General features: G+C 59.2%; 28 protein-coding genes. 23 read left to right on the top strand and 5 right to left on the bottom strand.

The window, feature by feature from the left end:
* Nucleotides 1–30 precede the first annotated feature (30 nt).
* From secA to PMI35_RS03220, 4 genes are all read left to right on the top strand, one after another.
* Nucleotides 31–2,766, top strand: coding sequence for a preprotein translocase subunit SecA (gene secA / locus PMI35_RS03205; RefSeq protein ID WP_008065493.1), 2,736 nt, complete (start codon nucleotides 31–33; stop codon nucleotides 2,764–2,766).
* Nucleotides 2,767–2,887: 121 nt separating this feature from the next.
* Nucleotides 2,888–4,105: a bifunctional glutamate N-acetyltransferase/amino-acid acetyltransferase ArgJ gene (argJ, locus tag PMI35_RS03210; protein WP_008065491.1), complete on the top strand. Its 1,218-nt coding sequence runs from the start codon at nucleotides 2,888–2,890 to the stop codon at nucleotides 4,103–4,105.
* A gap of 144 nt (nucleotides 4,106–4,249) precedes the next feature.
* Nucleotides 4,250–4,882, top strand: a complete 633-nt coding sequence (locus PMI35_RS03215) for a glutathione S-transferase family protein (RefSeq protein WP_008065489.1) — start codon at nucleotides 4,250–4,252, stop codon at nucleotides 4,880–4,882.
* Entirely contained in the window at nucleotides 4,879–5,823 is a 945-nt protein-coding gene (locus PMI35_RS03220; RefSeq protein WP_008065484.1) for a Nudix family hydrolase, read from the top strand. The genes PMI35_RS03215 and PMI35_RS03220 overlap by 4 nt, the downstream gene beginning before the upstream one ends.
* Before the next feature lie 133 nt (nucleotides 5,824–5,956).
* On the opposite strand, the gene PMI35_RS03225 is transcribed toward PMI35_RS03220, so the two are convergent.
* From PMI35_RS03225 to PMI35_RS03235, 3 genes are read right to left on the bottom strand one after another with little or no spacing between them, the layout of a single operon-like run.
* Entirely contained in the window at nucleotides 5,957–6,538 is a 582-nt protein-coding gene (locus PMI35_RS03225) for a cob(I)yrinic acid a,c-diamide adenosyltransferase (protein WP_008065482.1), read from the bottom strand.
* Nucleotides 6,539–6,540: 2 nt separating this feature from the next.
* Complete coding sequence (locus PMI35_RS03230; RefSeq protein WP_008065480.1) at nucleotides 6,541–8,577, bottom strand: sensor histidine kinase; 2,037 nt, start codon at nucleotides 8,575–8,577, stop codon at nucleotides 6,541–6,543.
* Nucleotides 8,578–8,622: 45 nt separating this feature from the next.
* Nucleotides 8,623–9,540 carry a putative 2-dehydropantoate 2-reductase gene (locus PMI35_RS03235; protein ID WP_032832118.1) on the bottom strand — a complete coding sequence of 306 codons (918 nt, stop codon included), beginning with the start codon at nucleotides 9,538–9,540 and terminating at the stop codon, nucleotides 8,623–8,625.
* Nucleotides 9,541–9,682: 142 nt separating this feature from the next.
* On the opposite strand from PMI35_RS03235, the gene PMI35_RS03240 reads away from it, so the two are divergent.
* Nucleotides 9,683–10,168 (top strand): YajQ family cyclic di-GMP-binding protein, encoded by a 486-nt coding sequence (locus PMI35_RS03240; protein WP_007977344.1) that lies wholly within the window; start codon nucleotides 9,683–9,685, stop codon nucleotides 10,166–10,168.
* A 141-nt stretch (nucleotides 10,169–10,309) separates the two neighbouring features.
* Nucleotides 10,310–11,152 carry a mechanosensitive ion channel family protein gene (locus tag PMI35_RS03245; RefSeq protein WP_008065477.1) on the top strand — a complete coding sequence of 281 codons (843 nt, stop codon included), beginning with the start codon at nucleotides 10,310–10,312 and terminating at the stop codon, nucleotides 11,150–11,152.
* Between the two features lie 208 nt (nucleotides 11,153–11,360).
* Here the strand turns inward: PMI35_RS03245 and PMI35_RS03250 are convergent, their stop codons facing one another.
* The gene (locus PMI35_RS03250; protein ID WP_008065475.1) at nucleotides 11,361–12,683 is read right to left on the bottom strand and encodes an OprD family porin; all 1,323 of its coding nucleotides are present in this window, start codon (nucleotides 12,681–12,683) and stop codon (nucleotides 11,361–11,363) included.
* 903 nt (nucleotides 12,684–13,586) lie between these two features.
* On the opposite strand from PMI35_RS03250, the gene PMI35_RS03255 reads away from it, so the two are divergent.
* Nucleotides 13,587–14,012 (top strand): HIT domain-containing protein, encoded by a 426-nt coding sequence (locus PMI35_RS03255; protein WP_008065473.1) that lies wholly within the window; start codon nucleotides 13,587–13,589, stop codon nucleotides 14,010–14,012.
* Between the two features lie 3 nt (nucleotides 14,013–14,015).
* The gene (locus PMI35_RS03260; protein WP_008065470.1) at nucleotides 14,016–14,222 is read left to right on the top strand and encodes a SlyX family protein; all 207 of its coding nucleotides are present in this window, start codon (nucleotides 14,016–14,018) and stop codon (nucleotides 14,220–14,222) included.
* A gap of 61 nt (nucleotides 14,223–14,283) precedes the next feature.
* On the opposite strand, the gene PMI35_RS35690 is transcribed toward PMI35_RS03260, so the two are convergent.
* Nucleotides 14,284–14,886: a cold-shock protein gene (locus PMI35_RS35690; RefSeq protein WP_008065469.1), complete on the bottom strand. Its 603-nt coding sequence runs from the start codon at nucleotides 14,884–14,886 to the stop codon at nucleotides 14,284–14,286.
* Between the two features lie 294 nt (nucleotides 14,887–15,180).
* Here PMI35_RS35690 and PMI35_RS03270 point away from each other — a divergent pair, with 294 nt between their 5' ends.
* From PMI35_RS03270 to PMI35_RS0133110, 15 genes are all read left to right on the top strand, one after another.
* Entirely contained in the window at nucleotides 15,181–15,651 is a 471-nt protein-coding gene (locus PMI35_RS03270; RefSeq protein WP_008065468.1) for a Dps family protein, read from the top strand.
* Between the two features lie 255 nt (nucleotides 15,652–15,906).
* Nucleotides 15,907–16,245, top strand: a complete 339-nt coding sequence (locus PMI35_RS03275; protein WP_008065467.1) for a ribbon-helix-helix domain-containing protein — start codon at nucleotides 15,907–15,909, stop codon at nucleotides 16,243–16,245.
* Nucleotides 16,246–16,381: 136 nt separating this feature from the next.
* Nucleotides 16,382–16,603, top strand: coding sequence for an FmdB family zinc ribbon protein (locus PMI35_RS0133115; RefSeq protein ID WP_007977333.1), 222 nt, complete (start codon nucleotides 16,382–16,384; stop codon nucleotides 16,601–16,603).
* A gap of 108 nt (nucleotides 16,604–16,711) precedes the next feature.
* On the top strand, nucleotides 16,712–18,487 hold the full coding sequence (gene aspS, locus PMI35_RS03280; RefSeq protein WP_008065465.1) for an aspartate--tRNA ligase: 1,776 nt from the start codon (nucleotides 16,712–16,714) through the stop codon (nucleotides 18,485–18,487).
* Between the two features lie 128 nt (nucleotides 18,488–18,615).
* Entirely contained in the window at nucleotides 18,616–19,362 is a 747-nt protein-coding gene (locus PMI35_RS03285) for a YebC/PmpR family DNA-binding transcriptional regulator (RefSeq protein WP_008065463.1), read from the top strand.
* Between the two features lie 158 nt (nucleotides 19,363–19,520).
* Nucleotides 19,521–20,045 (top strand): crossover junction endodeoxyribonuclease RuvC, encoded by a 525-nt coding sequence (gene ruvC / locus PMI35_RS03290; RefSeq protein WP_008065461.1) that lies wholly within the window; start codon nucleotides 19,521–19,523, stop codon nucleotides 20,043–20,045.
* Nucleotides 20,046–20,159: 114 nt separating this feature from the next.
* The gene (gene ruvA, locus PMI35_RS03295) at nucleotides 20,160–20,768 is read left to right on the top strand and encodes a Holliday junction branch migration protein RuvA (protein ID WP_008065459.1); all 609 of its coding nucleotides are present in this window, start codon (nucleotides 20,160–20,162) and stop codon (nucleotides 20,766–20,768) included.
* Entirely contained in the window at nucleotides 20,769–21,830 is a 1,062-nt protein-coding gene (gene ruvB / locus PMI35_RS03300; protein WP_008065457.1) for a Holliday junction branch migration DNA helicase RuvB, read from the top strand. It begins immediately after the preceding gene.
* A 127-nt stretch (nucleotides 21,831–21,957) separates the two neighbouring features.
* Nucleotides 21,958–22,425, top strand: a complete 468-nt coding sequence (gene ybgC / locus PMI35_RS03305; RefSeq protein WP_008065445.1) for a tol-pal system-associated acyl-CoA thioesterase — start codon at nucleotides 21,958–21,960, stop codon at nucleotides 22,423–22,425.
* Complete coding sequence (gene tolQ / locus PMI35_RS03310; RefSeq protein ID WP_007995636.1) at nucleotides 22,415–23,110, top strand: protein TolQ; 696 nt, start codon at nucleotides 22,415–22,417, stop codon at nucleotides 23,108–23,110. The genes ybgC and tolQ overlap by 11 nt, the downstream gene beginning before the upstream one ends.
* A 23-nt stretch (nucleotides 23,111–23,133) precedes the next feature.
* Entirely contained in the window at nucleotides 23,134–23,586 is a 453-nt protein-coding gene (gene tolR, locus PMI35_RS03315) for a protein TolR (protein ID WP_162135951.1), read from the top strand.
* On the top strand, nucleotides 23,586–24,683 hold the full coding sequence (gene tolA, locus PMI35_RS03320) for a cell envelope integrity protein TolA (protein ID WP_008065441.1): 1,098 nt from the start codon (nucleotides 23,586–23,588) through the stop codon (nucleotides 24,681–24,683). Before tolR ends, tolA begins: the two co-directional genes overlap by 1 nt.
* A 17-nt stretch (nucleotides 24,684–24,700) precedes the next feature.
* The gene (tolB, locus tag PMI35_RS03325; RefSeq protein WP_177325088.1) at nucleotides 24,701–25,981 is read left to right on the top strand and encodes a Tol-Pal system beta propeller repeat protein TolB; all 1,281 of its coding nucleotides are present in this window, start codon (nucleotides 24,701–24,703) and stop codon (nucleotides 25,979–25,981) included.
* A 52-nt stretch (nucleotides 25,982–26,033) separates the two neighbouring features.
* A complete protein-coding gene (gene pal, locus PMI35_RS03330) occupies nucleotides 26,034–26,531 on the top strand; it encodes a peptidoglycan-associated lipoprotein Pal (protein WP_003178634.1) in 498 nt (165 codons plus the stop codon).
* A 6-nt stretch (nucleotides 26,532–26,537) separates the two neighbouring features.
* On the top strand, nucleotides 26,538–26,972 hold a 435-nt coding region (locus tag PMI35_RS0133110; protein WP_032832115.1), incomplete at its 3' end, for a YbgF trimerization domain-containing protein.

Below are 26,972 nucleotides of genomic sequence, written 5' to 3'. Positions count from 1 at the left end.
CATCCCTTTAGTGTGGAAGATCCTGCCGATATGTTTGCGCCTTTGTTAAAGAAACTTTTTGGAAGCAAGAACGAGCGTGAAGTCAAACGCATGCTCAAGACGGTGCAATTCGTCAATGCCTTCGAAGAGCAAATGGTGGCCCTTTCGGACGATCAATTGCGTGCCAAGACCGATGAGTTCAAGGCCCGCTTCGCCAAAGGGGAAACCCTCGACAAGCTGTTGCCGGAAGCCTTCGCGGTCGCCCGTGAAGCCGGCAAGCGTGTCATGGGCATGCGCCACTTCGACGTCCAGCTGATCGGCGGCATGACCTTGCATGAAGGCAAGATCGCCGAGATGCGTACCGGTGAAGGCAAGACCCTGGTGGCAACACTGGGCGTTTACCTCAACGCATTGTCCGGCAAGGGCGTGCACGTTGTGACGGTGAACGACTACCTGGCCCGTCGTGACGCCAACTGGATGCGTCCGCTCTACGAATTCCTCGGCCTGACGGTCGGCGTGGTCACGCCATTCCAGCCGCCGGAAGAGAAGCGCCTGGCCTATGCCGCCGACATCACCTACGGCACCAACAACGAATTCGGTTTCGACTACCTGCGCGACAACATGGCGTTCAGCGTGGAAGAAAAATTCCAGCGCGAACTCAATTTTGCCGTGATCGACGAAGTCGACTCCATCCTCATCGACGAAGCCCGTACCCCGCTGATCATTTCCGGTCAGGCCGAGGACAGCTCCAAGCTGTACATCGAGATCAACAAACTGATCCCGCAGCTGGAATTGCACGTCGAAGAAGTCGAAGGCGAAGTCACCAAGGCCGGTCACTACACCGTCGACGAGAAGACCCGCCAGGTCGAACTCAACGAAGCCGGTCACCAGTTCGTCGAAGACGCGCTGACCCGTCTCGGCCTGCTGGCGGAAGGCGAGAGCCTGTACTCGGCACACAACCTGGCCCTGCTGACGCACGTTTATGCCGGTCTGCGCGCGCACAAGCTGTTCCATCGCAACGTTGAATACATCGTGCAGGACGGCCAGGTCGTACTGGTCGACGAACACACCGGTCGTACCATGCCCGGCCGTCGCTTGTCCGAAGGCCTGCACCAGGCCATCGAAGCCAAGGAAAACCTGAATATCCAGGCCGAAAGCCAGACCCTGGCGTCGACCACCTTCCAGAATTACTTCCGTCTGTACAACAAGCTGTCCGGCATGACCGGTACGGCCGACACCGAAGCGTTCGAGTTCCATCAGATCTATGGCCTGCAGGTCATCGTCATTCCGACGAACAAGCCGCTGGCCCGTAAAGACTACAACGACCTGGTGTTCCTGACCGCCGACGAGAAATACGCGGCAATCGTTACCGACATCAAGGAAAGCATGGCCGCGGGCCGTCCGGTCCTGGTAGGTACGGCGACCATCGAAACCTCCGAGCGCATGTCCGACCTGCTCAACAAGGAAGGCATCGAGCACAAGGTCCTGAACGCCAAGTTCCACGAAAAAGAAGCCGAGATCATCGCCCAGGCCGGTCGCCCGGGTGCACTGACCATCGCCACCAACATGGCCGGTCGCGGTACCGACATCCTGTTGGGCGGCAACTGGGAAGTGGAAGTGGCCTCGCTGGAAAACCCGACCCCTGAGCAGATTGCCCAGATCAAGGCCGACTGGCAGAAGCGTCACCAGCAAGTGCTCGAGTCGGGCGGTTTGCAGGTGATCGCGTCCGAGCGTCACGAATCGCGCCGTATCGACAACCAGTTGCGTGGTCGTGCCGGTCGCCAGGGCGACGCCGGTTCCAGCCGTTTCTACCTGTCGCTGGAAGACAGCCTGATGCGCATCTTCGCCTCTGACCGGGTGAAGAACTTCATGAAGGCTCTGGGCATGCAGCCTGGCGAAGCGATCGAGCACCGCATGGTGACCAATGCCATCGAAAAGGCCCAGCGCAAGGTGGAAGGCCGCAACTTCGATATTCGCAAACAATTGCTCGAGTTCGACGACGTCAACAACGAACAGCGTAAAGTGATCTATCACATGCGTAACACGTTGCTGGCCGCTGACAACATCGGCGAAACCATCGCCGACTTCCGTCAGGACGTACTCAACGCTACCGTCAGCGCGCACATTCCACCGCAATCGCTGCCGGAGCAGTGGGACGTGGCGGGTCTGGAAGCAGCCCTGGAAAGCGATTTCGGCGTGAAGCTGCCGATCCAGCAATGGCTCGACGAAGACGATCACCTGTACGAGGAAACCCTGCGCGAGAAGCTGATGCAGGAGCTGATCGCCGCGTACAACGAGAAAGAAGACCAGGCGGGCGCCGAAGCGCTGCGCACCTTCGAGAAGCAAATCGTCCTGCGCGTGCTGGATGACCTGTGGAAAGACCACCTGTCGACCATGGACCACCTGCGTCACGGCATCCACCTGCGTGGTTATGCGCAGAAGAACCCGAAGCAAGAGTACAAGCGCGAGTCGTTCACGCTGTTCTCCGAGCTGCTGGATTCGATCAAGCGCGACTCGATCCGTGTGTTGTCGCACGTTCAGGTGCGTCGCGAAGACCCGGCCGAGGAAGAGGCGCGCCTGCGCCAGGAAGCCGAGGCACTGGCGGCGCGCATGCAGTTCCTGCATGAAGAAGCCCCAGGCCTGGAGCAGCCGGAGCAGTTGGGTGAAGAGGTCGACGTGGCCCTCGCCACCGCCCCGGTCCGCAACGAGCAGAAGCTGGGCCGTAACGAACTGTGCTACTGCGGTTCGGGCAAGAAGTTCAAGCATTGCCACGGGCAGATCCAGTAACCCCCGTTTCATACGCTGAAATACCCGCGCCGCGACCGGCTTCTGCCGTCGCGGCGTTTTGCCATTTTTACCATCGCTTTTGCTGAAGCGGTGCAGACATCATTTATAAAGGAGCGCATTCATGGCTGTTGGTCTTGGTCCTTTGCCAACGTTGCACCCGGTTGCCGGTTTTGAACTCGGTATCGCCTCGGCCGGTATCAAGCGCCCGGGGCGCAAGGATGTTGTGGTCATGCGTTGTGCCGAAGGCTCGACGGTGGCGGGTGTGTTCACCCTGAACGCCTTTTGCGCCGCCCCGGTGATTCTGGCCAAGCAACGCGTGCAAGGCCCGGTGCGTTACCTGCTGACCAATACCGGCAATGCCAACGCCGGTACTGGTGAACCAGGCCTGGCCGCAGCCGAGCGCACTTGCGCCAAACTGGCGGAGTTGACCGGTGTCGATGCCAGCTTGGTGCTGCCGTACTCCACCGGTGTGATCGGCGAGCCATTGCCGGTCGAGAAAATCGAAGGCGCACTGCAAGCCGCCCTCGACGATCTGTCGGAGAACAACTGGGAAGCTGCCGCCACCGGCATCATGACCACCGACACCTTGCCAAAGGGCGCCAGCCGCCAGTTCCAGCACGACGGCGTGACCATCACCGTCACTGGTATCAGCAAAGGCGCGGGCATGATTCGCCCGAACATGGCGACCATGCTTGGCTACATCGCCACCGACGCCAAGGTTGCCCGCGATGTGCTGCAAAACCTGATGCTGGACGGCGCCAACAAGTCCTTCAACCGCATCACCATCGACGGCGACACCTCGACCAACGACTGCTGCATGCTGATCGCCACCGGTCAGGCGGCGCTGCCGGAAATCACCCGTGCCGAGGGCGAGTTGTTCGCCAAGCTCAAGCAGGCGGTGTTCGAAGTGTGCATGGACGTGGCCCAGGCGATCGTGCGCGATGGCGAAGGCGCGACCAAATTCGTTACCGTTGAAGTCAACGGCGGCGGTACTCACCAGGAGTGCCTGGACGTCGGCTACACCGTGGCCCACTCGCCATTGATCAAGACCGCACTGTTCGCTTCCGACCCGAACTGGGGCCGCATCCTCGCGGCTGTCGGTCGTGCCGGCGTACCAAACCTGGACGTGAGCAAGATCGATGTGTTCCTCGGTGAAGTGTGCATCGCCAGCCGTGGTGCCCGCGCTGCGACCTACACCGAAGCCCAGGGCGCGGCGGTGATGCAGCAGGAAGAAATCACCATCCGTATCGAGCTGGGTCGCGGCGATTGCAGCGAAACCATCTGGACCACCGACCTGTCCCACGAATACGTGAAGATCAACGCCGAGTATCGTACGTAAGATCCAGTCGACCCCTTCGCGAGCAGGCTCGCTCCCACATTTTGATTTGAGTACATCAATCCACTGTGGGAGCGAGCCTGCTCGCGATGGCGGTTTGTCAGTCATTTACTAGACTGGCTGTCCCTACATCAAAAGGTCCCGAACATGAGCCTCCACCTGATCATCGGCGACAAATTGCTTTCCTCCTGGTCCCTGCGCGGCGCCCTGGCCCTCGATCTGACCGGCGCCTCCTACACCGAAGAACTGATCAAGCTTAACCAGTCGGACACCCGCGAGCGTCTGCTCAAGCATTCGCCGACCGGCAAAGTCCCACTGCTGAAGACCGAGCACGGCACCATCGCCGACTCCCTGGCGATTGCCGAGTACTTGGCGGAACAGTTCCCCGAAGCGGGCCTGTGGCCCAAAGACACCGCTGCCCGTGCCCAGGCCCGTTCGGCGTGCGCGCAGATGCACAGCGGATTCTTCGCCATGCGCGGCAACATGCCATTCGACCTGAGCCATGACGCGTCGCTGTCGCCGGTTCCGGCTGATGTCCAGGCCGATATCGAGCGCATGTCGGCGTTGTGGGCTGAATGCCGCGCTGTCGCGACCGAGCCTGGGCCTTACCTGTTCGGTCGCATAAGCCTTGCCGATGTGTTTTTCGCACCCATCGCCGTGCGCCTGCGTACCTATCAGGTCAAGCTGTCGGCAGCCGACGAAGCCTATGTTGAAACCCTCTACCAATGGCCCGCGTTCAAGGCCTGGCAGAAGGCTGGCCTGGAGGAGATCGAGCGGTGAAACGAGTACACGTAGCGGCTGCCGTTATCCGTGATGGCAGTGGCAAGATCCTTATCGCCCGTCGTGCCGACACTCAGCACCAGGGCGGTCTCTGGGAGTTTCCTGGTGGCAAGGTAGAGGCCGACGAATCGGTTGAAAGCGCCTTGGCCCGGGAGCTGCAGGAAGAGCTGGGTATCGTGGTCGGCGCGGCGCGCCCGCTGATCAAGGTCCGTCACGACTACCCGGACAAGCAGGTGTTGCTGGATGTCTGGGAAGTCTCGACGTTTACCGGCGAGCCTCACGGCGCCGAAGGTCAGCCATTGGCCTGGGTGACGGCGCGTGAGCTGTCGGGTTACGAGTTCCCCGAGGCCAACCGGCCAATCGTGGCGGCCGCACGCTTGCCCGAGCAGTACCTGATTACGCCTGAAGACCTGGAAACTCCGGCCCTGTTGCGAGGAATCCAGAAGGCCATTGCGGGCGGTATCAAGCTGATCCAGTTGCGCGCGCCAAACGGTTACGACCCCAAGTACCGCGATCTGGCGGTGGATGCAGTGGGCCTGTGTGCCGGCAAGGCGCAGTTGATGATCAAGGGGCCTTTCGAGTGGCTGGGGGATTTTCCTTCCGCCGGTTGGCACATCACCTCGGCCCAGTTGCGCAAGTACGCGGCTGCGGGTCGGCCGTTGCCGGCATCGCGCTGGTTGGCGGCGTCCTGCCATAACGCCGAGGAGCTGGCGCTGGCCGAAGAGATGGGCGTGGACTTCGTGACCTTGTCGCCGGTGCAGCCGACCTTGACGCATCCGGGGGCTGAGCCGCTGGGTTGGGAGCAGGCTTCGACCTTGATCGAGGGGTTCAGCAGGCCGGTGTTTTTGCTCGGTGGCGTGGGGCCGGCAGAGGTTCAGAAAGCTTGGGCGGCGGGTGCCCAAGGTGTGGCGGGGATTCGGGCGTTTTGGCCTGAGGCATGATTGCGCGGTGATGCGTCTGACCTCATCGCGGGCAAGCCCGCTCCCACAGGTTCAGTGGCGTACACAAGCGTTGCGCTCGACGCGATCACTGTGGGAGCGGGCTTGCCCGCGATGAGGGCCTGACAGGCGCCGACTAGACTTCTGGTTTCGCCGCCGGCTGCCAAAGAATCTCGGCAATCCCTTGGCGCCGGGCAATCAACCTTGCCACCACAAACAACAAATCCGACAACCGATTGATATAAGCCAACCCCACCCCGGCCAACGGCTCCACAGCATTCAAATGCTGGCAGCGGCGCTCCGCACTGCGGGCCAGGCTACGGCAGACATGGGCCTGGGCAATCAACGCCGAACCGCCCGGCAGAATGAAATTCTCCAGCGGCCCCAGCTCTTCATTCCACACATCGATTGCCGCCTCCAGGCGTTCAATCTCTGCGGCATTCAATGCCTGATACTCCGGCATCGCCAGTTCACCGCCCAGGTCGAACAACCTGTGCTGACAAGGTGCCAATACCTCGATCACCTCATTCAAACCCGAATACCGGGCACTTTCTGCCGCCAGTCCGGCCAGTAACACGCCGACCTGACTGTTCAGCGTATCGACCTCACCAATAGCCTCGATTCGCGGATGATCCTTGGGCACGCGACGACCGTCGCCCAGGCCGGTTTCGCCTTTGTCGCCGGTGCGGGTGTAAATTTTCGACAGGCGAAAGCCCATGGTTACCTCGATAGCTGGTTGAGTTCTTGGGAGACGAGCGGGGTGCTCGCCAATGGCAGGCGCAGGGTAAAGCAGGTGCCTTGGCCGAGGGTCGATTGCACTTCCATCTGGCCCTTGTGGTTGTTGGTAATGATGAAGTACGAGACCGACAGGCCAAGGCCGGTACCCTGGCCGATTTCCTTGGTGGTGAAAAACGGTTCGAAAGTACGCTTGCGCACGCTTTCGCTCATGCCGATGCCGTTGTCTTCGACCTGGATCTCCGCCCACGGCGGATTCAGTTTGGTGCGCAGAATGATCCGTCCGGGTTCGCTGTCGTCTTCACGCTGGTGAATGGCTTGCGCGGCGTTTTTCAGCAGGTTGAGCAGCACCTGTTCCAGTTCGTTGGCGGTGCCGGGTACCGGCCCCAGGGCCGGGTCGAACTGGCGAATGATTGCCTGGCCCTTGAAGTCGAAACCGATTGCCAGGTCGAAGTCGTTTCCGGCGATTTCCACAGCCTGGTCGATCAGCGCAGGCAGATCGCACGGGGCCATTTGGCGGGTGCTGCGGCGACTGAAACTGAGCATGTGCGTGACGATCTTTGCCGCCCGGGCGCCGGCCTGCTGGATGCCATCGAGCAGCTGTGGCACTTCGCGCGCCTGCAGGTATTGGTTGACGGTCGACAGCTCGATGCCGATCTGCTCGGCCTGCTCCAGGTTCTTGGGCAGTTCGGGGGACAGGCGACGGCGGATATTCTGCACATTGTGCAGGATCGCGCCGAGCGGGTTGTTGATTTCGTGGGCCATGCCCGCGGCGAGGCCTCCGACGGAGAGCATTTTCTCCGACTGCACCATCATTTCTTCGAGGGACAGGCGCTGGGTGATGTCGTCGATGCGGATCACCACACCACGCCCGGCGCCGCCCATCAGCGGATAGAAGGTCAGGGCGTAGTGGCGGGGCTCATCGTCCTTGACCCAGGTCACGCGCTCGATCTTGGCCACCGTGTGCTGCTCGACGGTTTGCTTGAGCTGCGGCAAAAAAGGCTTGAGCGGTTCGAACGCGAGGAAGATCGGCTGGTTCAAGGCTTCGTCCAGGCGCGTGCCGGAAAGGGCGCTGGCTTCCTGGTTCCACTGCGTCACGTAAAGCTGTTCGTCGAGGGCGATCAGCGCCGATGGCATGGAGTCGATGATGCTGTTGAGGTAATTCTGAAAGCCCGTGAGTTTTTTCTCGATCTTGCTCCGCACCTGCACTTCGAGTTCCAGCTTGCGATTGGTGTGGCGGGTTTCTTCCGCCAGGCCCTGGGCCTGGTCATACGCGGCCTGGGAATCATCGCGGGCGCGCTTGAGTTGCTGCTCCCGGGCCTCGATCCGCGAGAGCATGGTGTTGAACGCTTCGGCCAGGCTGCCGATTTCATCGTGATTGCCCCGGGAGGCGCGCAGGGCGTAGTTCTCTTCCCGGGTCACTTGCCGGGACAGTTCCTCCAGCTGATGAATCGGCCGGGTAATCAGGCGTTTGATCTGCCGCGCGATCACCAGCCACAGCAGCACACTGAAAATCAGGATCCCCAGGCTGGCGGTCAGGGTCCCGGTATAGAACGCCATGGGCAGCTCACTGCTGGCCACCAGCAGCAGGTGGCCGGGTGCGGTGCCGGGGCGGGGCAGGGTGATGACCTGGTTGCTGCGAAATTCGGTGACTTGCCAGGATTCGATGTGCCGGTAGCGCTTGGGCAGGCTCAGGTGATCGCCATGTTGCAACTGAGCCAGGCGTTCGCCCTTGCCGTCATACAGGGCTGCAGCGCGCAGTGGTGAATAGCTGTCGAGTTCATCGAGCAGGCGTTGGGCGCTTTGCGGCGACTGCAGTGCCTCGGCCACCAGGCTCGGGTTGGAGACCAGTCGGCCGATGGTCTGCAGCGCCTGGGGCGCCATGCTTTCCTGGGAGATGTAGTAGGCGGCGCTGATAAAGGTCAGGTTGGCAACCAGCAGTACAGTGGTTAACAGCACCAACAGGGCAGCCAGCAATTTCTGGCCGACAGGAAGGTTTTCAAGACGCTGGCGCAATGGCATCAGGTTTATCGCTGCAAAGGAACAAGTGGCCAGCGTAGCCGCTGCTCAGTCGCTGGGCAATCCAAGGCTGTGCAGGCGCGCGATCAACCTCGACTCCAGCTGATTGAGGTGCGGCAGGTTCAGTTGATGTCGTGCGGCGACTTTACAGGCATGACCCAGCAAGTAACTGATTTCGGTGCGGCGCCGGTTGTTGACGTCCTGGTACATCGAGGAGTAGTTGGCAGCGGTGGCGTGGATCACCCTTTCAACTTCATGTTGCAGGTTTTCGGCAGCCGCCGGCTGGCCGCAACGCTCAAGCAGCTCGATCAGTTCGTCGCACAGCGTGGCGACCTCGCAGTGGTGCTCCTGCAGCCCGCCATTGCGGCAGTCGTGTAGCACCGTCAACGGATTGATCGCGCAGTTGAGTGCCAGTTTGCGCCACAACCGGGTGAGGATGTCGGTGCTCCACTCATGGGGAATGCCCGCGGCATCGAGGTCGTCCAGCCAGATCGGTGCGACAGGATGGCCAGCATCCCCCAGCCAGGTAAACCCGTGCCCGGCAAAGACGACACGCCAGTCACTGTCGCGAAAGGCGCCTTCAGTGCTGGATGCGTAAATGCAGCGCGCCTGTGGTACTTGCGCCGCCACGGCGTCCTGGCTACCCAGGCCGTTCTGCAGCAGGATCAGTTCGGCGCCGGGCGCCATTCGGTGCGCGAGCTGTGCCACGGCCTGCTGCGCATCGTAGGCCTTGCAGGCGACCAGCAGGCGATGGATGGGCTCTTGGCTGTCGGGTGTTTCGGCGGGCACCGGATAGCGCTGTGCCTCGCCATGTTCGACCAGGGTCAAGCCGCCTGCCGCCTCGTACGCCTGTAACCGGGCTGCGTCACGCAGTATCAGTCGCACCGGCACTGCGGCCCGCGCCAGGCGCGTGGCCCACAACGTGCCGAGACTACCGGCGCCGAGAACATGCCAGGTGGTGGACATCAGCTTTTTGCTCTGTTTGAGGCGCGCATGGGAGGCTCGCAGTGAATGATCGGAAAGACCCGTTATAATCAGCGCGGATTTTAACCGCAAGCCAGGCGTGCTCCATCGTGATTGAGCGCGCCCTATTTATTGGAGAGATTACATGCCGTCGTTCGACGTGGTATCCGAACTGGACAAACACGAAGTCACCAACGCGGTCGAGAACGCCGTCAAGGAGCTCGATCGTCGCTATGACCTGAAAGGCAAAGGCAGCTTCGAGTTCAAGGAAAAGGACCTGACCGTCAACCTGACCGCTGAAGCGGATTTCCAGCTCGAAGCGATGATCGAGATCCTCAAGCTGGCCCTGGTCAAGCGCAAGATCGATGTGCAGTGCCTTGAGGTCAAGGACGCATTCGCATCGGGCAAGCTGATGAAGCAGGAAGCCGTCCTCAAGGAAGGCATCGACAAAGAGCTGGCGAAGAAAATCGTCGCTCACGTCAAGGACGCCAAGCTCAAGGTGCAGGCCGCCATCCAGGGTGAGCAAGTGCGCATCACCGGCAAGAAACGTGACGACCTGCAGGAAGCCATTGCAGTGCTGCGCGCCAAGGAATTCGGCATGCCGCTGCAGTTCAACAACTTCCGCGATTAACGTACAAAGCGGGAACCTCTCGGCGTTTTCGGCGTCCGAGGCCCAAGCAACGGCAGAAACGATCGTTCCGGATAGGGTTCGGTCTTTCTGCCGCTTTATTTTTCGCGTGCCGGGTAGCCGGAAAAATGCAGGAGAAAGCAGATGGACTTAAATGCTGAAGTAGACAACCTGGTCAGGGTGTCCCAATCCTGGATCCCGATGATCATGGAATATGGCAGCCGTGTGCTGTTGGCGGTCATCACGCTGGCGGTCGGCTGGTGGTTGATCAACAAGGTCACGCAAAAGCTCGGTGGCCTGATCGCCCTGCGTAATGCCGACCTGGCGCTGCAAGGCTTTATCAGCAGCCTGGCAAACATCATCCTCAAGATCCTGCTGGTCGTCAGCGTGGCGTCGATGATCGGTGTGGAAACCACGTCGTTCGTGGCCGCGATCGGTGCGGCAGGCCTGGCCATTGGCCTGGCCTTGCAGGGCAGCCTGGCCAACTTCGCCGGCGGGGTGCTTATTCTGCTGTTCCGTCCGTTCCGTATCGGTGACTGGATCGAAGCCCAAGGCGTAGCGGGTACCGTCGACAGCATCCAGATTTTCCACACGGTGCTGCGCACCGGCGATAACAAAACCATCATCGTGCCTAATGGCAACCTGTCGAACGGCATCATCACCAACACCAACCGTCAACCGACGCGCAAGGTGGTGTTCGATGTGGGTGTCGATTACGAGGCGGACTTGCAAAAGGCCCGTGAAGTCTTGCTGGAACTGGCCAAGGATCCGCGCGTATTGGCTGACCCGGCACCGCAGGCCGTTATTTCGACCCTGGGTGACAGTTCGATCACCGTTTCCCTGCGTGTGTGGGTGAAGACAGCGGATTATTGGGATGTGATGTTCATGTTTAACGAGCAGTCCCGCGACCGGTTGAAAACGGCAGGTATTGACATTCCATTTCCTCAGCGTGTAGTTCGCGTGGTTCAGGAAGCGGCAGTACAGTAAGCCTGTTTGTTAGTTGTTACATAAGCCCAAGAGGTGAATAGTCTCTTGGGTTTTTTTGTGACTGTTGATGAGTTCATTGAAAAAAGTATTAACGTTATGCGGGCAAGTTGCTTGCGGCAGCGTTTGCCATGTGGCAGGCATAAAAAAACCGCCCACCTGAAGAGGTGGGCGGTTTCTTGATCTACAGACTACCGGTCTTACACCCTGATTACAGGATGTTCAGCGGGTACTCAATGATCAGACGGGTATCGTAGTTGTCGCGCGAGTAACCAGCGTACGCGCCGTTCGCGCGGTAGTTGGCGAAACGAGCGCGGAAAGACAAGTCTTTGGCCGGGCCTTCTTGCACAACGTACTTGGACTCAATGTTCCACTCGTTTTCCTTACCTTCACCCAGACCATTAGTCTTGATGTTGTCACCCATCACGTAACGGGTCATGAAGCTCAGACCAGGTACGCCGTAGGTCGCCATGTTCAGGTCGTAGCGAGCTTGGTAGGATTTCTCCTCGCGGCCCACGAAGTCGGAGATCTGAATGGAGTTGGATACGAAGATGGTGCTGTTGCCGTCAACGCCGTAGTAGTAAGCGTTGTCGCCGCTCGACTGCTGGTAAGCCAGGGTGAACTTGTGCGCGCCCAGGCTATAGGCAGCTGCCAGGGACCACAGGTTGTTGTCCACACCCAGGGTGCCGTCGCCGATGGCGTCAACCAGGTCGCCACGTTTGTCGCCCTTGGTTTTGTAACCGTTCAGGTCGAAGTTCAGCGACTGATCGTCGTTGATCGGCAGGGTCCAGTTCAGGTTGACGTAGTACTTCTTGAAGTACTCTTCAGCATCCGATGCAGCGACGGCACCGGTGAAGTTGTCGGTGAAAGCGTAGCTGGCGCCGAAGATGTTGATGCCGCCGCTTATGCCTTCGCCGTGGTTTCCATTTTCATCTGCAACACCGGCAACGGTGTCATGACCCATACCGGTTTGGGCGCTCAGTGCGGTGAAGCGACCGGCGCTCAGTTCCAGGCCTTTGATTTCCTTGCTGGTCAGCAAGGTGCCTTCAGCAACTTCTGGCAGCATGCGGCTGTCATCGGTAGCGAACACAGGGCTGGCAACGAATTGGCGACCGTATTTCAGAACAGTGTCGGAGAGACGCAGTTTGACTGCACCGCCAACCTTGCCTTGGGATTTTTCTGGATTGTTATCGCTGTCGACAGCGAACAGGCCGTTACCGCGGTGGCCAGTACCGCCATCGAGTTTGACCGAGCCCATCGCCATTGCGTCGAGGCCGAAACCTACGATGCCTTGAGTGAAGCCCGACTCGTAAGTCAGCAGTTGGCTGAGACCGGAGTCCTGGCGATAGCCGGAGGTTGCGTTGTTGCTTGCACCGTTCTTGAAGTCGCGGTTCATGTACTCAAAACGGGTTTTGAGTTTCAGGCTCGAATCATCGATGAAACCCTTGGACTCGTCCTGGGACGACGCCACTGCGAACTGCGAGGTACCAGCTGCAACAGCCAGTGCGATCATGCTCCACTTCATCACGCGCATCGTGATTTGCTCCTTTGGTTTTTAGAAGAGTACTGCCGTCCCACCTGTTTTATTATCTGGGCGGCTCTTTCTTTTTGTGTCGGCGCAAACTTATATCACGCCGACAATGTTGGCGATACTTGCGCATCTATCCTTTCAGCTTCTTTACGACCCTGTCGTAAACGGCTAGCTAGATGTCGCAAATTTACAGCCCCGATGCAACCGGACTGACAACTTTAGTGCTGTTTTTCTGGGTTGGCGCATCGATAAAAAGAGTCCCTGGTGAAACGTTTGAATCTCCATCGGGCTACCCTGCCACTGTTTTTGTTGGTCTTGAGACTGCCTGCTTCCCGCGGTGCCTCATAGACGATGTGGGTAACAATGCAACAAGCGTGCACAAATCAGAACTCCACCGATTTTTTTTCTGTCTGGCTGCCTGGTGCGGTAAAAACCTCATAAAACCGGGGGTTCTTGCTTCTTTACGTCGGGCTTGACGCCGTGGTTGGCATCGTGTCTTAGCCTCCTGCCTGTCCGCGTGACATGTAAAAGCGTTACCGGTTCACCCCGCCAGTGAGTAAATGGCGGATATGCGAAGCACTCAGCGTAGACGTACTGTGCGGTTTTGGTGCAAAAAATTTCAATGACTGTCTGATTTCAAACAGTCGGGCGTTTTTGCATTGAGTGAACAGGCTGTGGTTTTCTGGTCATTTCGGCGTTTTTTACCCTGCACTGGTTTGGTATTGGTGCGTTTTCGCAGGAACTGTCTCATCTCGGGGCGCGCTTGTGCCATTTGTAGATCCCGACGGGCGCAGGCAGTGGTTCGCTGTGAAGCTGGCAGGGTATGCTGCCGTTCAGTGGCCCGGCGTACCACCTCTCTGGATGGACGCTAAGCTGAAAAATGAAGACCTGGCGGGAGTATGCGCAGTGTTCGCTTTAGATCCACGACTTCAACAAGACACACTACCGATCGGCGATTTCCCACTTTGTCGGTTGCTGTTGTCCAATGATTCGAACTACCCCTGGTTCATCCTCGTGCCACGCAGGGACGATATCAGCGAGATATTTCAGTTAAGTGGCGCCGATCAGCAGCAGCTGTGGCAGGAAACCACCTCGTTGGCAGAGCTGCTCAAGGACTCGTTCGATGCGGACAAGCTGAACGTCGCTGCCCTGGGCAACGTGGTCAGTCAGTTGCACATGCATGTGATCGTGCGCAAGCGTGAAGACGCGGCCTGGCCGGCACCGGTCTGGGGCAAGCACCCGGCCAGGCCCTACAGTGCGGAGCAGGTCGCGGCGATTCGCGAACGGCTGCGCCTGGTGTTGACCGATGATTTCCAGTTTGTGGAGGGTTGAGCCATGAGCCTCGAAGAGCGCGTAACCGATCTTGAAAGTCGACTGGCGTTTCAGGATGACACCATCCTGGCGTTGAATGATGTCCTGGTGGCGCAGCAGCGGGTGGTCGAGCGCCTGCAGCTGCAAATGGCCGCGCTGCTCAAGCGGCAAGAGGAAATGGTCGGCCAGTTCGAGTCTTTCGAAGAAGAAGCGCCGCCACCGCATTACTAGTAGAAGAAGTGCAGGCATAAAAAAACCGCGAACATGTTCGCGGTTTTTTTATTGCCTTTGATCAGCGCCGCGGCAGGGCGGCGATGACGTCTTCGGCTTGCAGGCCTTTGTCACGATTCATGACGGAGAACTCGACGCGCTGGCCTTCGACCAGAACGCGATGGCCTTCACCGCGAATGGCCCGGAAGTGCACGAAAATATCGTCGCCGGAGTCGCGGGAAATAAAGCCGAAGCCTTTGGAGGTGTTGAACCACTTGACGGTCCCGGTATCGCGGTTGCTCATGTCGTAGCTAGGCGAAGCGGCGGCCGGTGACGATTTGTAGAAGCTGATGGCCAGGTGCAGGGCAACAGCGACCAGGGCTGCAACCAGGCTGAACAGCACGGCAGGCTGGCCGGCAATCACTGGCATTGGCGCGATCAGTGTCAGGGTTTGCAGGACGACAGCCAGTACCAGCAGGGCGCTGACCAGGTTCTGCAGTTGATGGCGCGGGCCTTTGTTCCAGTAAGGGATAACCGGGGCAAGCGTCAGGTTAAGCAGGCCAAAAAAGGCCAGGTACAAGGCATCGGGTTGTTGCAGGTAAGGCAGGGCTTCGGATCGCAGGCTAGGGATGAAGGACAGCAGCAAGGCCGCTGTGCCTATCAGCAGGTGGACGATTTTCAACATTTTGATTAACTCACGTTAAGACAGCTCACAAGGAAGAGCTGATGGCGCACGGTTCGCTTCGGGATAAATAGAGGCGTTGTACACGTACCCGGTATCAGCCTATGCGCAGCGCCCGAAAAAATAGGCACTGACGACACGCTGCCTATTTAACAGCAAAGCTTGAGCCTACTCAAATCAAGGAGTCCAGCGGTCTTGCGAGCGCCCGGCGGGGCATCCGGGCAGCAGCCTGGCGATAGGCTTGCTAGAGTGGTCCTGCACCTGTTGGATGAACTTCATCACCTTTAGGGGAAAAACATGGCAATCGATATCGGTATCAGTGAAGAGGACCGCAAGTCCATCGTCGACGGACTTTCGCGCCTGCTGTCGGACACCTATGTGCTCTACCTGAAAACCCATAACTTCCATTGGAACGTCACCGGCCCGATGTTCCGCACCCTGCACTTGATGTTCGAGGAGCAATATAACGAGTTGGCCTTGGCGGTCGATTCGATTGCCGAGCGCATTCGCGCGCTTGGATTCCCGGCGCCCGGCGCCTATTCCATCTACGCGCGCCTGTCGTCCATCAAGGAAGAAGAAGGTGTACCGGCTGCCGAAGACATGATCAGGCAACTGGTGGCGGGGCAGGAGGCCGTCACGCGCACTGCCCGCGGGATCTTCCCGTTGCTCGATAAAGTCAGCGACGAACCTACGGCTGACTTGCTGACCCAGCGCATGCAGGTTCATGAGAAAACCGCGTGGATGCTCCGCGCGCTGCTGGATCAATGATAAGTCGGCGCGTGGATGGCACTGTTGTTCGCGCGCCCCTTTTCGTCAGAAGGGCGGCCTGTTGCTTGAGCGAATTTTCGCGTGTTGTCGTGGGAAAAGTGCAGGACTAGGACGCTCTCCCTGATCCGCCTTCTGTTGTTGGCTTATCCTACGCGGATGGTCATAAAGTCATCTGGCTATAACTTTGCCCCGGCGTTTTTATAAGCATTCAAATCGCTCTTATAGAAACCGCAATGGCAAAGGAGTGTCAGCGATATGGATTATGAAGGCAGGAGAGATGACGGACGGGGCGGGCAGGCCAGGGATATAAGGGTCGATCCATTTGTCAGTGAATTCGATATGGGGCTGGCCCAGCCGTTGTCCCGATCGGTGCGATTGAATGGTTTTGCCACCTGTTTGCGGCTTGAGCAGGTGTATTGGGATATTTTGGCCGACATGGCCAGGGTCAATAGCTGTTCGGTCAGCGCGTTGCTGTCCCATGTCGATCGCCAAGTGCATTTGCGCCACGGCGGGGTGAGAAATTTCAGCGGGCTGGTGCGGGTGGTCTGTGTTGTCCACAGTCTCAAGGAGGGGCGTTGCCAGGTGGTGGCTTGAACCTGATGAATCAAAGGGTAGCGTGTCGATCTGTGCAGTCTTACGGCTGCACAGGCTGCATTTAATGGATATAATCCCGCTCTTTGCCGCAAAACCCAGCGTGCGCGGTAGCAATCTGATCGCCGAGACAACCCCCATGCCGATGTACGATTACCAATGTGCTTCCTGTGGTCATCAGTTGGAAGCCATTCAAAAGATCAGCGATGCACCGTTGGTCGACTGCCCTGCATGCCAGGCGCCAGAGCTTAAGAAGATGCTGTCCATGCCAGGCTTCCGCCTCAGCGGCACCGGCTGGTACGAGACCGATTTCAAGACCGGTTCCAAGAAGAACCTGGCCGGCGGCGACAAAGCTGACTAGGTCCGGGACCTGAGTTGAACCACACGCGCGAGCTCTTGCGTCATCCGTCAGCGGATCGACGCAAGGTCTGCAACCGAATGTCGAATTACGAGAAGTGAAACCACTACCATGATGCGCAGCCATTATTGCGGCCAACTGAACGAAAGCCTGGAAGGCCAGGAAGTTACCCTTTGCGGATGGGTCCACCGTCGCCGTGACCACGGTGGGGTGATTTTCCTCGATATCCGTGATCGTGACGGTCTGGCCCAGGTGGTGTTCGACCCGGACCGCGCTGAATCCTTCGCTGCCGCCGATCGCGTGCGCAGCGAGTACGTCGTGAAGATCACCGGCAAGGTTCGTCTGCGTCCGGCCGGTGCCACCAACGCCAACATGGCGTCGGGCATGATTGAAATCCTGGGCTATGAGCTGGAAGTGCTGAACGAGTCGGAAACCCCGCCGTTCCCGCTGAACGAGTTCTCCGACGTCGGCGAAGAAACCCGCCTGCGCTACCGCTTCCTGGATCTGCGTCGTCCGGAAATGGCCGAGAAGCTGCGTTTGCGTTCGCGCATGACCACCAGCATCCGCCGCTTCCTGGACGAAAACGGCTTCCTCGACGTTGAAACGCCGATCCTGACTCGCGCCACCCCTGAAGGTGCGCGTGATTACCTGGTGCCAAGCCGTACTCACGCCGGCTCGTTCTTCGCCCTGCCGCAATCGCCGCAGCTGTTCAAGCAACTGCTGATGGTGGCCGGCTTCGACCGCTACTACCAGATCGCCAAGTGCTTCCGTGACGAAGACCTGCGTGCCGACCGCCAGCCGGAATTCACCCAGATCGATATCGAGACCAGCTTCCTCGATGAAAAAGAGATCATGGGCCTGACCGAACAAATGATCCGCAACCTGTTCAAGGAAGTGCTGGGTCTGGAATTCGGCGAGTTCCCGCACATGACGTTCGAAGAAGCCATGCGCCGCTATGGTTCCGACAAGCCAGACCTGCGTAACCCGCTGGAACTGGTGGACGTTGCCGACCAGCTCAAGGAAGTCGATTTCAAGGTGTTCAGCGGCCCGGCCAACGACCCTAAATGCCGCATTGCCGCTCTGCGCGTACCAGGCGGGGCAAGCATGCCGCGCAAGCAGATCGACGATTACACCAAGTTTGTCGGTATCTACGGTGCCAAGGGTCTGGCGTACATCAAGGTCAACGAGCGCGCCAAGGGCGTCGAAGGCCTGCAGTCGCCAATCGTGAAGAACATTCCTGAAGCCAACCTCAACGTGATCCTCGATCGCGTCGGTGCGGTCGACGGCGATATCGTGTTCTTCGGTGCCGATAAAGCCAAGATCGTCAGCGAAGCCCTGGGCGCGCTGCGGATCAAGCTCGGCCACGACCTGGACCTGCTGACCTGCAAGTGGGCGCCGATGTGGGTCGTCGACTTCCCGATGTTCGAAGAGAACGACGACGGCAGCTTCACCGCGTTGCACCACCCGTTCACCGCGCCGAAGTGCACCCCGGCAGAGCTGGAAGCCAACCCGGCTGGCGCCCTGTCCCGTGCCTACGACATGGTATTGAACGGTACCGAGCTGGGTGGCGGTTCGATCCGTATCCACCGTAAAGAGATGCAACAGTCGGTGTTCCGTCTGCTGGGTATCAACGAAGCGGAACAGGAAGAGAAGTTCGGCTTCCTGCTCGACGCCCTGAAATACGGCGCGCCGCCGCACGGTGGCCTGGCCTTCGGTCTGGACCGTCTGGTGATGTTGATGACCGGCGCCCAGTCGATCCGTGAAGTGATCGCCTTCCCGAAAACCCAGAGCGCGGCGGACGTCATGACTCAGGCACCGGGTCAGGTCGATGCCAAGGCATTGCGCGAACTGCACATTCGTCTGCGTGAAACGCCAAAGGCAGAGTAAGGCTCACCTGAAGGGCGCATCTTCGGATGCGCCCTTTCTACATACGTAGAGTAATTTAAGATTTTTGTTTGCCGGCCGGCGCGATGCAGCGTGGCGGGCAATGTGTCAAAGAGAATTCGGAGCGAGTTATGGCAGGTCATTCCAAGTGGGCGAACATCAAGCACCGCAAAGAACGTCAGGATGCCAAAAAGGGCAAGATTTTCACTAAGTGGATTCGTGAGCTGACCGTCGCGGCCCGTCAGGGTGGTGGCGATCCAGGCTCCAACCCACGCCTGCGCCTGGCGCTGGACAAGGCCCTGGGTGCGAACATGAGCCGCGACATCATCGATCGCGCTGTAGCCCGTGGTGCCGGTGCTGCCGATACCGACGATATGGTCGAGTTGACCTACGAAGGCTACGGCCCGGGTGGCGTGGCGGTGATGGTCGAGTGCATGACCGACAACCGCAATCGCACCGCGGCTGCGGTTCGTCACGCGTTCAGCAAGTGCGGCGGCAACCTCGGTACCGACGGTTCGGTGGCCTACCTGTTCGAGCGCAAGGGGCAGATTTCCTTCGCCCAGGGCGTTGACGAAGACGCGCTGATGGAAGCGGCCATGGAAGCCGATGCCGATGACGTGGTGACCAACGAAGACGGTTCCATCGATGTCTTCACCTCGTTTGCCGGGTTCTATGCCGTGCGTAACGCGCTTGAAGCCGCCGGTTTCAAGGGTGATGACGCAGAAATCGTCATGCTGCCGACCACCAGTGCCGAACTGGACCTGGAAGGCGCGGAAAAAGTCCTCAAGCTGATCGACATGCTCGAAGACCTGGATGACGTGCAGAACGTCTACTCCAACGCGGATATCCCCGAATCGGTGGCCGCACAACTCGGTTAAGGGCAACCAGGATCCTTTGTGGGAGCGAGCCTGCTCGCGAATGCGGATTTTCAGGCAACATCGTTGCTGAATATAAAACCGCTTTCGCGAGCGGGCTCGCTCCCACATTTGTTATTCGCTGTATTGAATATTGTGCTTTTACTGAATCTACAGGCGTTATGACTTTAATTCTTGGTATCGACCCCGGTTCGCGCATTACCGGTTACGGCGTGGTGCGCGATACCGGTCGCGGCTGTGAGTACGTGGCCTCCGGTTGCATCCGCACCGGTGCCGGCGAGCTGCATGAACGCCTGCAGATCGTTTATCGCGGCGTACGGGAAATCATCCAGACCTACAAACCTGTGACCATGGGCATCGAAAAAGTGTTCATGGCCCGTAATGCCGATTCCGCCCTGAAGCTGGGGCAGGCCCGTGGCGCAGCCATCGTCGCTGGCGCGGAAGAAAACCTGGAAATCGCCGAATACACGGCCACCCAGGTCAAGCAGGCTGTAGTCGGCACCGGTGCGGCCAATAAAGAGCAGGTGCAGATGATGGTCATGCACATGTTGAAGCTGACCAGTAAACCGCAAATCGATGCCTCCGATGCCCTGGCCATTGCCATTTGCCATGCGCACACCCGCTCCAGCCTGTTGCCCCATGGCCTGGGTGCGGCACGCAGTCGTGGCGGTCGCCTGCGTCTCTGATAGCATCAGCAATCATTTTTCTGGAATGAGGGGCATGCGCCTGGGTCGTCGGCGCAAAACCCTTGTTCTGTCAGTCGCTGGCCCAGGGCTGGCCAACGCTCAAGGATCTGTAACGTGATTGGACGCTTGCGCGGCACACTGGCTGAAAAACAGCCGCCGCACCTGATTCTGGATGTAAATGGCCTGGGGTATGAGCTTGAAGTGCCCATGACCACGCTGTATCGCCTGCCGCCGGTCGGTGAAACGCTGACGCTGCACACCCATCTGGTCGTACGCGAAGACGCGCAGTTACTCTATGGCTTCGTCGGCAAGCGTGAGCGAGACTTTTTTCGCGAGTTGATCCGTCTCAATGGTGTGGGGCCGAAGCTGGCTCTGGCCTTGATGTCGAGCCTGGAGGTCGACGAGCTGGTGCGTTGCGTGCAGTCCCAGGACACCTCGGCCCTGACCAAGGTGCCGGGCGTGGGCAAGAAAACCGCCGAACGCCTGCTGGTGGAGCTCAAGGATCGCTTCAAGGCCTGGGAAACCGTACCGGCCATGTTTGCCCTGGTGCCCAACCAGCCGGATGCTCCGGCGCCGGTCAATACCGCCGAAAACGACGCGGTCAGCGCGCTGATCTCCCTGGGCTACAAGCCGCAGGAAGCCAGCAAGGCGATTTCCGCGATCAAGGAGAAAGGCTTGAGCAGCGAAGACCTGATTCGTCGTGCCCTGAAGGGAATGATCTAAGTGATTGAAGCTGATCGTCTGATCGCCGCCACGGGTGCCCCCCGTGATCGCGAGGAAGTCCAGGACCGGGCGATTCGCCCCGTCAGCCTGGCCGAATACATTGGCCAGCCGACCGTTCGCGAGCAAATGGAGCTGTTCATCCAGGCTGCCCGCGGGCGTAGCGAGTCGCTGGATCACACATTGATCTTCGGTCCACCGGGCCTGGGCAAGACCACCCTGGCCAATATCATCGCCCAGGAAATGGGCGTGTCGATCAAGAGCACATCGGGGCCGGTCCTCGAGCGTCCGGGCGACCTGGCGGCGCTGCTGACCAATCTTGAGCCTCACGACGTTCTGTTCATCGATGAAATCCATCGCTTGTCGCCGATTGTCGAGGAAGTGCTGTACCCGGCCATGGAGGATTTCCAGCTCGACATCATGATCGGCGAAGGGCCAGCTGCTAGGTCGATCAAGCTTGATCTGCCGCCGTTCACCCTGGTCGGTGCGACCACGCGGGCGGGGATGCTGACCAACCCGTTGCGCGACCGTTTCGGTATCGTCCAGCGCCTGGAGTTCTACAGCAACGCCGACCTGTCGACGATTGTCAGCCGCTCGGCGAACATCCTCGGCTTGCCACTGGACCCGGAAGGGGCCTTCGAAATCGCCCGGCGTGCCCGCGGTACGCCGCGTATCGCCAACCGCTTGCTGCGCCGGGTGCGGGACTTCGCGCAAGTGCGTGCCAAGGGCCATATCACCAAGCCGATCGCCGACCTGGCCCTGAACCTGCTGGACGTCGATGAACGTGGCTTCGATCACCAGGATCGACGCCTGTTGCTCACCATGATCGAGAAGTTCGATGGCGGGCCGGTCGGGGTCGACAGTCTGGCGGCGGCCATCAGTGAAGAGCGCCACACCATTGAAGACGTGCTGGAACCCTATCTGATCCAGCAGGGCTACATCATGCGTACCCCGCGGGGACGGGTGGTGACGCGACATGCGTACCTGCACTTCGGCTTAAACATTCCGTCACGATTGGGCGAAATGCCCGTGGTAGACGAGTTCCTTGATGCCGTGGACGATTAATTAACATTTCGAGCTGATTTTTTCGGGCATTGTGTGGTCCCAGGACCGTACTTTTGCGCGAAAGCCGCAGAACATTGAAAAACAGTTGCCTGGCCGGATTGGCAACCCGAGGAGTAAGCACTAGAGTATGCGCGCGCAAAACGGGCTTGAGCCTTTCGCACATCGTTGTCGCGTTTATTACGAGGACACCGATGCGGGCGGCATCGTGTATTACGTCAATTACCTCAAGTTTATGGAACGGGCTCGAACCGAGCGGCTACGAGAGCTGGGCTTTGCCCAATCGCAGCTTGCCGGAGAGGACCTGTTGTTCGTCGTGCATTCCAGCGAAGCGCGCTACCACGCGCCGGCGCGACTGGATGACGAGCTGCTGGTAAGCGCTGAAGTAGTCGAATTGAACCGTGCCAGCTTGCGCTTCAAGCAGCAGGTCAGGCGGGCCACGGATGATGTACTGCTCTGTGAAGGGCAGTTTCTGGTGGCCTGTGTGCGCACTGAAAGTTTAAAACCCCGGGCCATTCCCGAAGCTCTGCGAGCGGCCTTTGCCGCCGTGAGCGGCGCGGGTACACACTCAACGCAGGAGATAAAGCGTGGAAGCTAACGTCGTCGACCATTCCTCCATGTGGAGCCTGGTCAGCAATGCCAGTATCGTGGTGCAACTGGTAATGCTGACCCTGGTAGCCGCATCGGTGACCTCATGGATCATGATCTTTCAGCGCAGCAACCTGCTGCGCGCCGGTCGACGCGCCCTGGAGAGCTTCGAAGAGCGCTTCTGGTCGGGTATCGACCTGTCCAAACTCTACCGTCAGGCGGGTAGCAACCCGGACCCGGACTCCGGTGTCGAGCAGATCTTCCGCGCCGGCTTCAAGGAATTCTCCCGTCTGCGCCAGCAGCCGGGCGTTGACCCGGAAGCGGTCATGGAAGGTGTGGCCCGTGCCATGCGCGTGGCCATTTCCCGCGAAGAAGAAAAGCTCGAGCAGAGCCTGCCGTTCCTCGCCACCGTCGGTTCCGTGAGCCCGTACATCGGTCTGTTCGGTACCGTCTGGGGCATCATGAACTCCTTCCGCGGCCTGGCGACTGCCCAGCAAGCCACCCTGGCCACCGTGGCACCCGGTATCGCCGAAGCCCTGATCGCCACCGCGATCGGTCTGTTCGCCGCCATTCCAGCCGTTATCGCTTACAACCGTTTTGCTGCCCGCAGCGAAACCTTGCTGGGCCGTTACTACACCTTCGCCGACGAATTCCAGGCGATCCTGCACCGCAAAGTGCACACCAGCGAAGAATAAGCAGGTAATTTCCAATGGCTTTAATCGCTCGAGCTCGCAAAAAGCGCAAGCCGGTCGCCGAGATGAACGTGGTGCCCTACATCGACGTGATGTTGGTGCTGCTGGTCATCTTCATGGTGACCGCGCCAATGCTCAATCAGGGCGTGAAAGTTGATCTGCCGAAGGTTTCCAGCGAAGCCTTGCCGCAGGACAACAACACCCAGGTCCTGACCATTTCGATCAAGTCTGACAAGACCTATTACTGGAACCTTGGCAGCGAAGTCGACACCGAGAAGCAGCAGGACAGGGCCATGACCTTGCCGCAAATGACCGACGCCGTGACCAAGATCATTCGCGTCGGCAATGAAGGCGGCAAGCGCACCCAGGTCTTCATCCGCGGCGACAAAAGTGTCGACTACGGCTCCGTCATGGGCGCCATGGGCGGGTTGCAGAAAGCCGGCGTCGGTAATGTTGGCTTGATTACCGAGGCGCCCTGATGCAGCAACAGCGAGAGCCGTCCGCCTCGGAAAGCTACTTCTGGCCTAGTGTCTGGGCGATTGGCTTGCACGTGCTGGTGTTCGGCATGCTGTTCGTCAGTTTTGCCTTCACTCCGGAGTTGCCGCCGGCCAAGCCGATTGTCCAGGCGACCCTGTACCAGCTGAAATCGAAAAGTCAGGCAACCACCCAGACCAATCAGAAGATTGCGGGTGAGGCGAAGAAATCCGCCGCGCGCCAGACCGAAGAAGAGCAGCTGGAACAGAAGAAGGTCGAGCAGGAAGCGGTGAAGGCTGCGGAACAAAAGAAAGAAGAAGCGGCTCAAAAGGCCGAGGAAGCCAAGAAGGCCGACGAGTCGAAGAAAGCGGAAGAGGCGAAAAAAGCTGACGAGGCCAAGAAGGCCGACGAGGCCAAGAAAGCCGACGAAGCGAAGAAGACCGCCGAAGCCAAGAAGGCAGAAGAGAAACAATTGGCTGATATAGCCAAGAAGAAAGCGGAAGAAGAAGCCAAGAAGGCTGCTGAAGAAGAGGCCAAGAAAGCGGCCGCTGAAGAAGCGAAGAAAAAGGTCGTCGAAGACGCGAAGAAGAAAGCCGCCGAAGACGCCAAGAAGAAAGCTGAAGCTGAAGAGGCGAAGAAGAAAGTCGCCGAAGAAGCGAAGAAGAAAGCTGCTGCCGATGCTGCGAAGAAGAAAGCGCAGGATGCGGCGCGTAAATCCGCCGAAGACAAGAAGGCCCAGGCCTTGGCAGATTTGCTTTCCGACACGCCGCAGCGTCAGCAGGCCTTGGCCGATGAGCAGGGTGACGAAGTCGCCGGCAGCTTCGATGACCTGATTCGGTTGCGTGCAGCGGAAGGCTGGGCTCGTCCACCTTCGGCCCGCAAAGGCATGACGGTTCAGCTGCAAATCGGCATGTTGCCGGACGGTACGGTGACCTCGGTCAAGGTGCTCAAGTCCAGCGGCGACGGTCCGTTTGACGCTTCAGCCGTAGCGGCAGTGAAGAATATTGGACGTTTGACAGAAATGCAGGGAATGAAGCCGAGCGATTTTGCTCCGTATCGTTCATTCAAGATGACATTCACACCTGAGGATCTAGCCCCGTGAGAAACCTCCTTCGAGGAATGCTCGTCGTGATCTGCTGCATGGCAGGGATCGCGATGGCAGATGAGAAAAACATTCTGGTCACCAGCGGCACCGATCGGGCTACACCGATCGCCGTCGTGCCGTTCGGCAACCAGGGCGGTAGCGTGCTGCCGGACGACATGGCGGAAATCATCGGTAACGACCTGCGCAACTCGGGTTACTACTCGCCGATTCCAAAACAGAACATGATCAGCCAGCCAAGCCAGGCGAGCGAAATCATCTTCCGTGACTTCAAGGCGCTGGGCGCCCAGTACGTCATGGTCGGCAGCATTGCGCCAGCGGGCGGTCGCCTGCAGGTTCAATACGCCCTGTTCAACGTCGCCACCGAGCAGCAAGTGCTCACCGGCAGCGTGTCGGGCAGCGTCGATCAATTGCGCGACATGTCGCACTACATCGCCGACCAGTCGTTCGAAAAGCTCACCGGCATCAAGGGTGCGTTCTCGACTCGCCTGCTGTACGTGACGGCCGAGCGCTTCTCCGAAAAGAACACGCGTTACACGCTGCAACGTTCGGACTATGACGGTGCCCGCGCCGTGACCCTGCTGCAATCGCGCGAGCCGATCCTGTCGCCGCGTTTCGCTCCCGATGGCAAGCGCATCGCCTACGTCTCGTTCGAGCAGAAGCGTCCGCGCATTTTCATGCAGAACATCGACACCGGTCGCCGTGAGCAGATCACCAACTTCGAAGGCCTGAACGGCGCGCCAGCCTGGTCGCCGGATGGCAATCGCCTGGCATTCGTGCTGTCGAAAGACGGTAACCCGGACATCTACGTGATGAACCTGGGTTCGCGTTCGATCAGTCGCGTCACCAACGGTCAGGGCATCAACACCGAACCGTTCTGGGGCAAGGATGGTTCGACCATCTACTTCACCTCCGACCGTGGCGGTAAGCCGCAGATCTACAAGACCAGCGCTGGCGGTGGTGGTGCCGAGCGCGTGACTTTCGTGGGTAACTACAACGCCAACCCTAAACTGTCGGCCGATGAAAAGACCCTGGTGATGATCCATCGTCAGGAAGGTTTCACCAATTTCAAGGTGGCGGCCCAGGATTTGCAGCGCGGTAGCGTAAAAATCCTCACTGATAGCACTCTGGACGAGTCGCCCACTGTCGCGCCCAACGGCACCATGGTAATCTACGCCACCCGCCAGCAGGGCCGGGGAGTCTTGATGCTCGTGTCTATCAATGGACGCGTAAGGCTCCCGCTTCCTACCGCTCAAGGCGAAGTCAGAGAACCTTCCTGGTCCCCTTACCTGAACTGACGCGGCGCTATACGTTGTACTTAACACACTGGGGTTCATTAGGAGTTTCACGATGGAAATGCTGAAGTTTGGTAAATTTGCTGCGCTGGCACTGGCCATGGCTGTAGCTGTAGGTTGCTCGTCCAAAGGCGGCGACAATGCCGGTGAAGGCGCGGTAGATCCAAACGCTGGTTACGGCGCAAACACTGGTGCAGTTGACGGCTCCCTGAGCGAAGAAGCTGCACTGCGCGCTATCACCACTTTCTACTTCGAATACGACAGTTCGGACCTGAAGCCAGAAGCCATGCGCGCTCTGGACGTTCACGCCAAAGACCTGAAAGCAAACGGCGCTCGCGTTGTTCTGGAAGGCAACACCGACGAACGTGGTACTCGTGAGTACAACATGGCACTGGGCGAGCGTCGTGCGAAAGCCGTTCAGCGCTACCTGGTACTGCAAGGTGTTTCCCCAGCTCAGCTGGAACTGGTTTCCTACGGCGAAGAGCGTCCAGTTGCTACCGGCAACGACGAGCAGTCCTGGGCTCAAAACCGTCGCGTCGAACTGCGTAAGTAATTCGTCATGCGAACGTGCCGTCGTGCTGTAACTGTCCTGGCTCTCAGCCTTGCGCCGCTTGCGGCGTGGGCTGCGGTTCCTGTGGTCGAAAACGACTCCGGCTATAACACTAGCGGGACCAGTTATCCGCCTGCAGGTTACGGTACGAACGGCGCCTATGCCGGGGGAGGGGTTTCGGCCCCTGTCTCGGCACAGGGCGAGCTGTTCAACCAACTGCAATCCATGCAGCAACAGATCGAGCGCCAGCAAGGTGCGATCGAGGTTCTGCAAAATGATGTAGCGCGCATGAAGCAAGAAAGCCTGGAGCGATACCAGGATCTTGATCGGCGCATAGGTAGCGGTGCTGCACCTGCCGCGACGCCTGAAAATTCTTCCACTGGTGGCGATTTGAACGCCCCCGGTGCAGCAGCTGGCGCAGCTGCAGGTGCGGGAGCGGCTGGC

It is taken from the genome of Pseudomonas sp. GM78 (assembly GCF_000282475.1).
GTDB lineage: Bacteria > Pseudomonadota > Gammaproteobacteria > Pseudomonadales > Pseudomonadaceae > Aquipseudomonas.
Note: the sequence above shows the minus strand (reverse complement) of the source record. Positions and strands in the feature narration are given on the sequence as shown.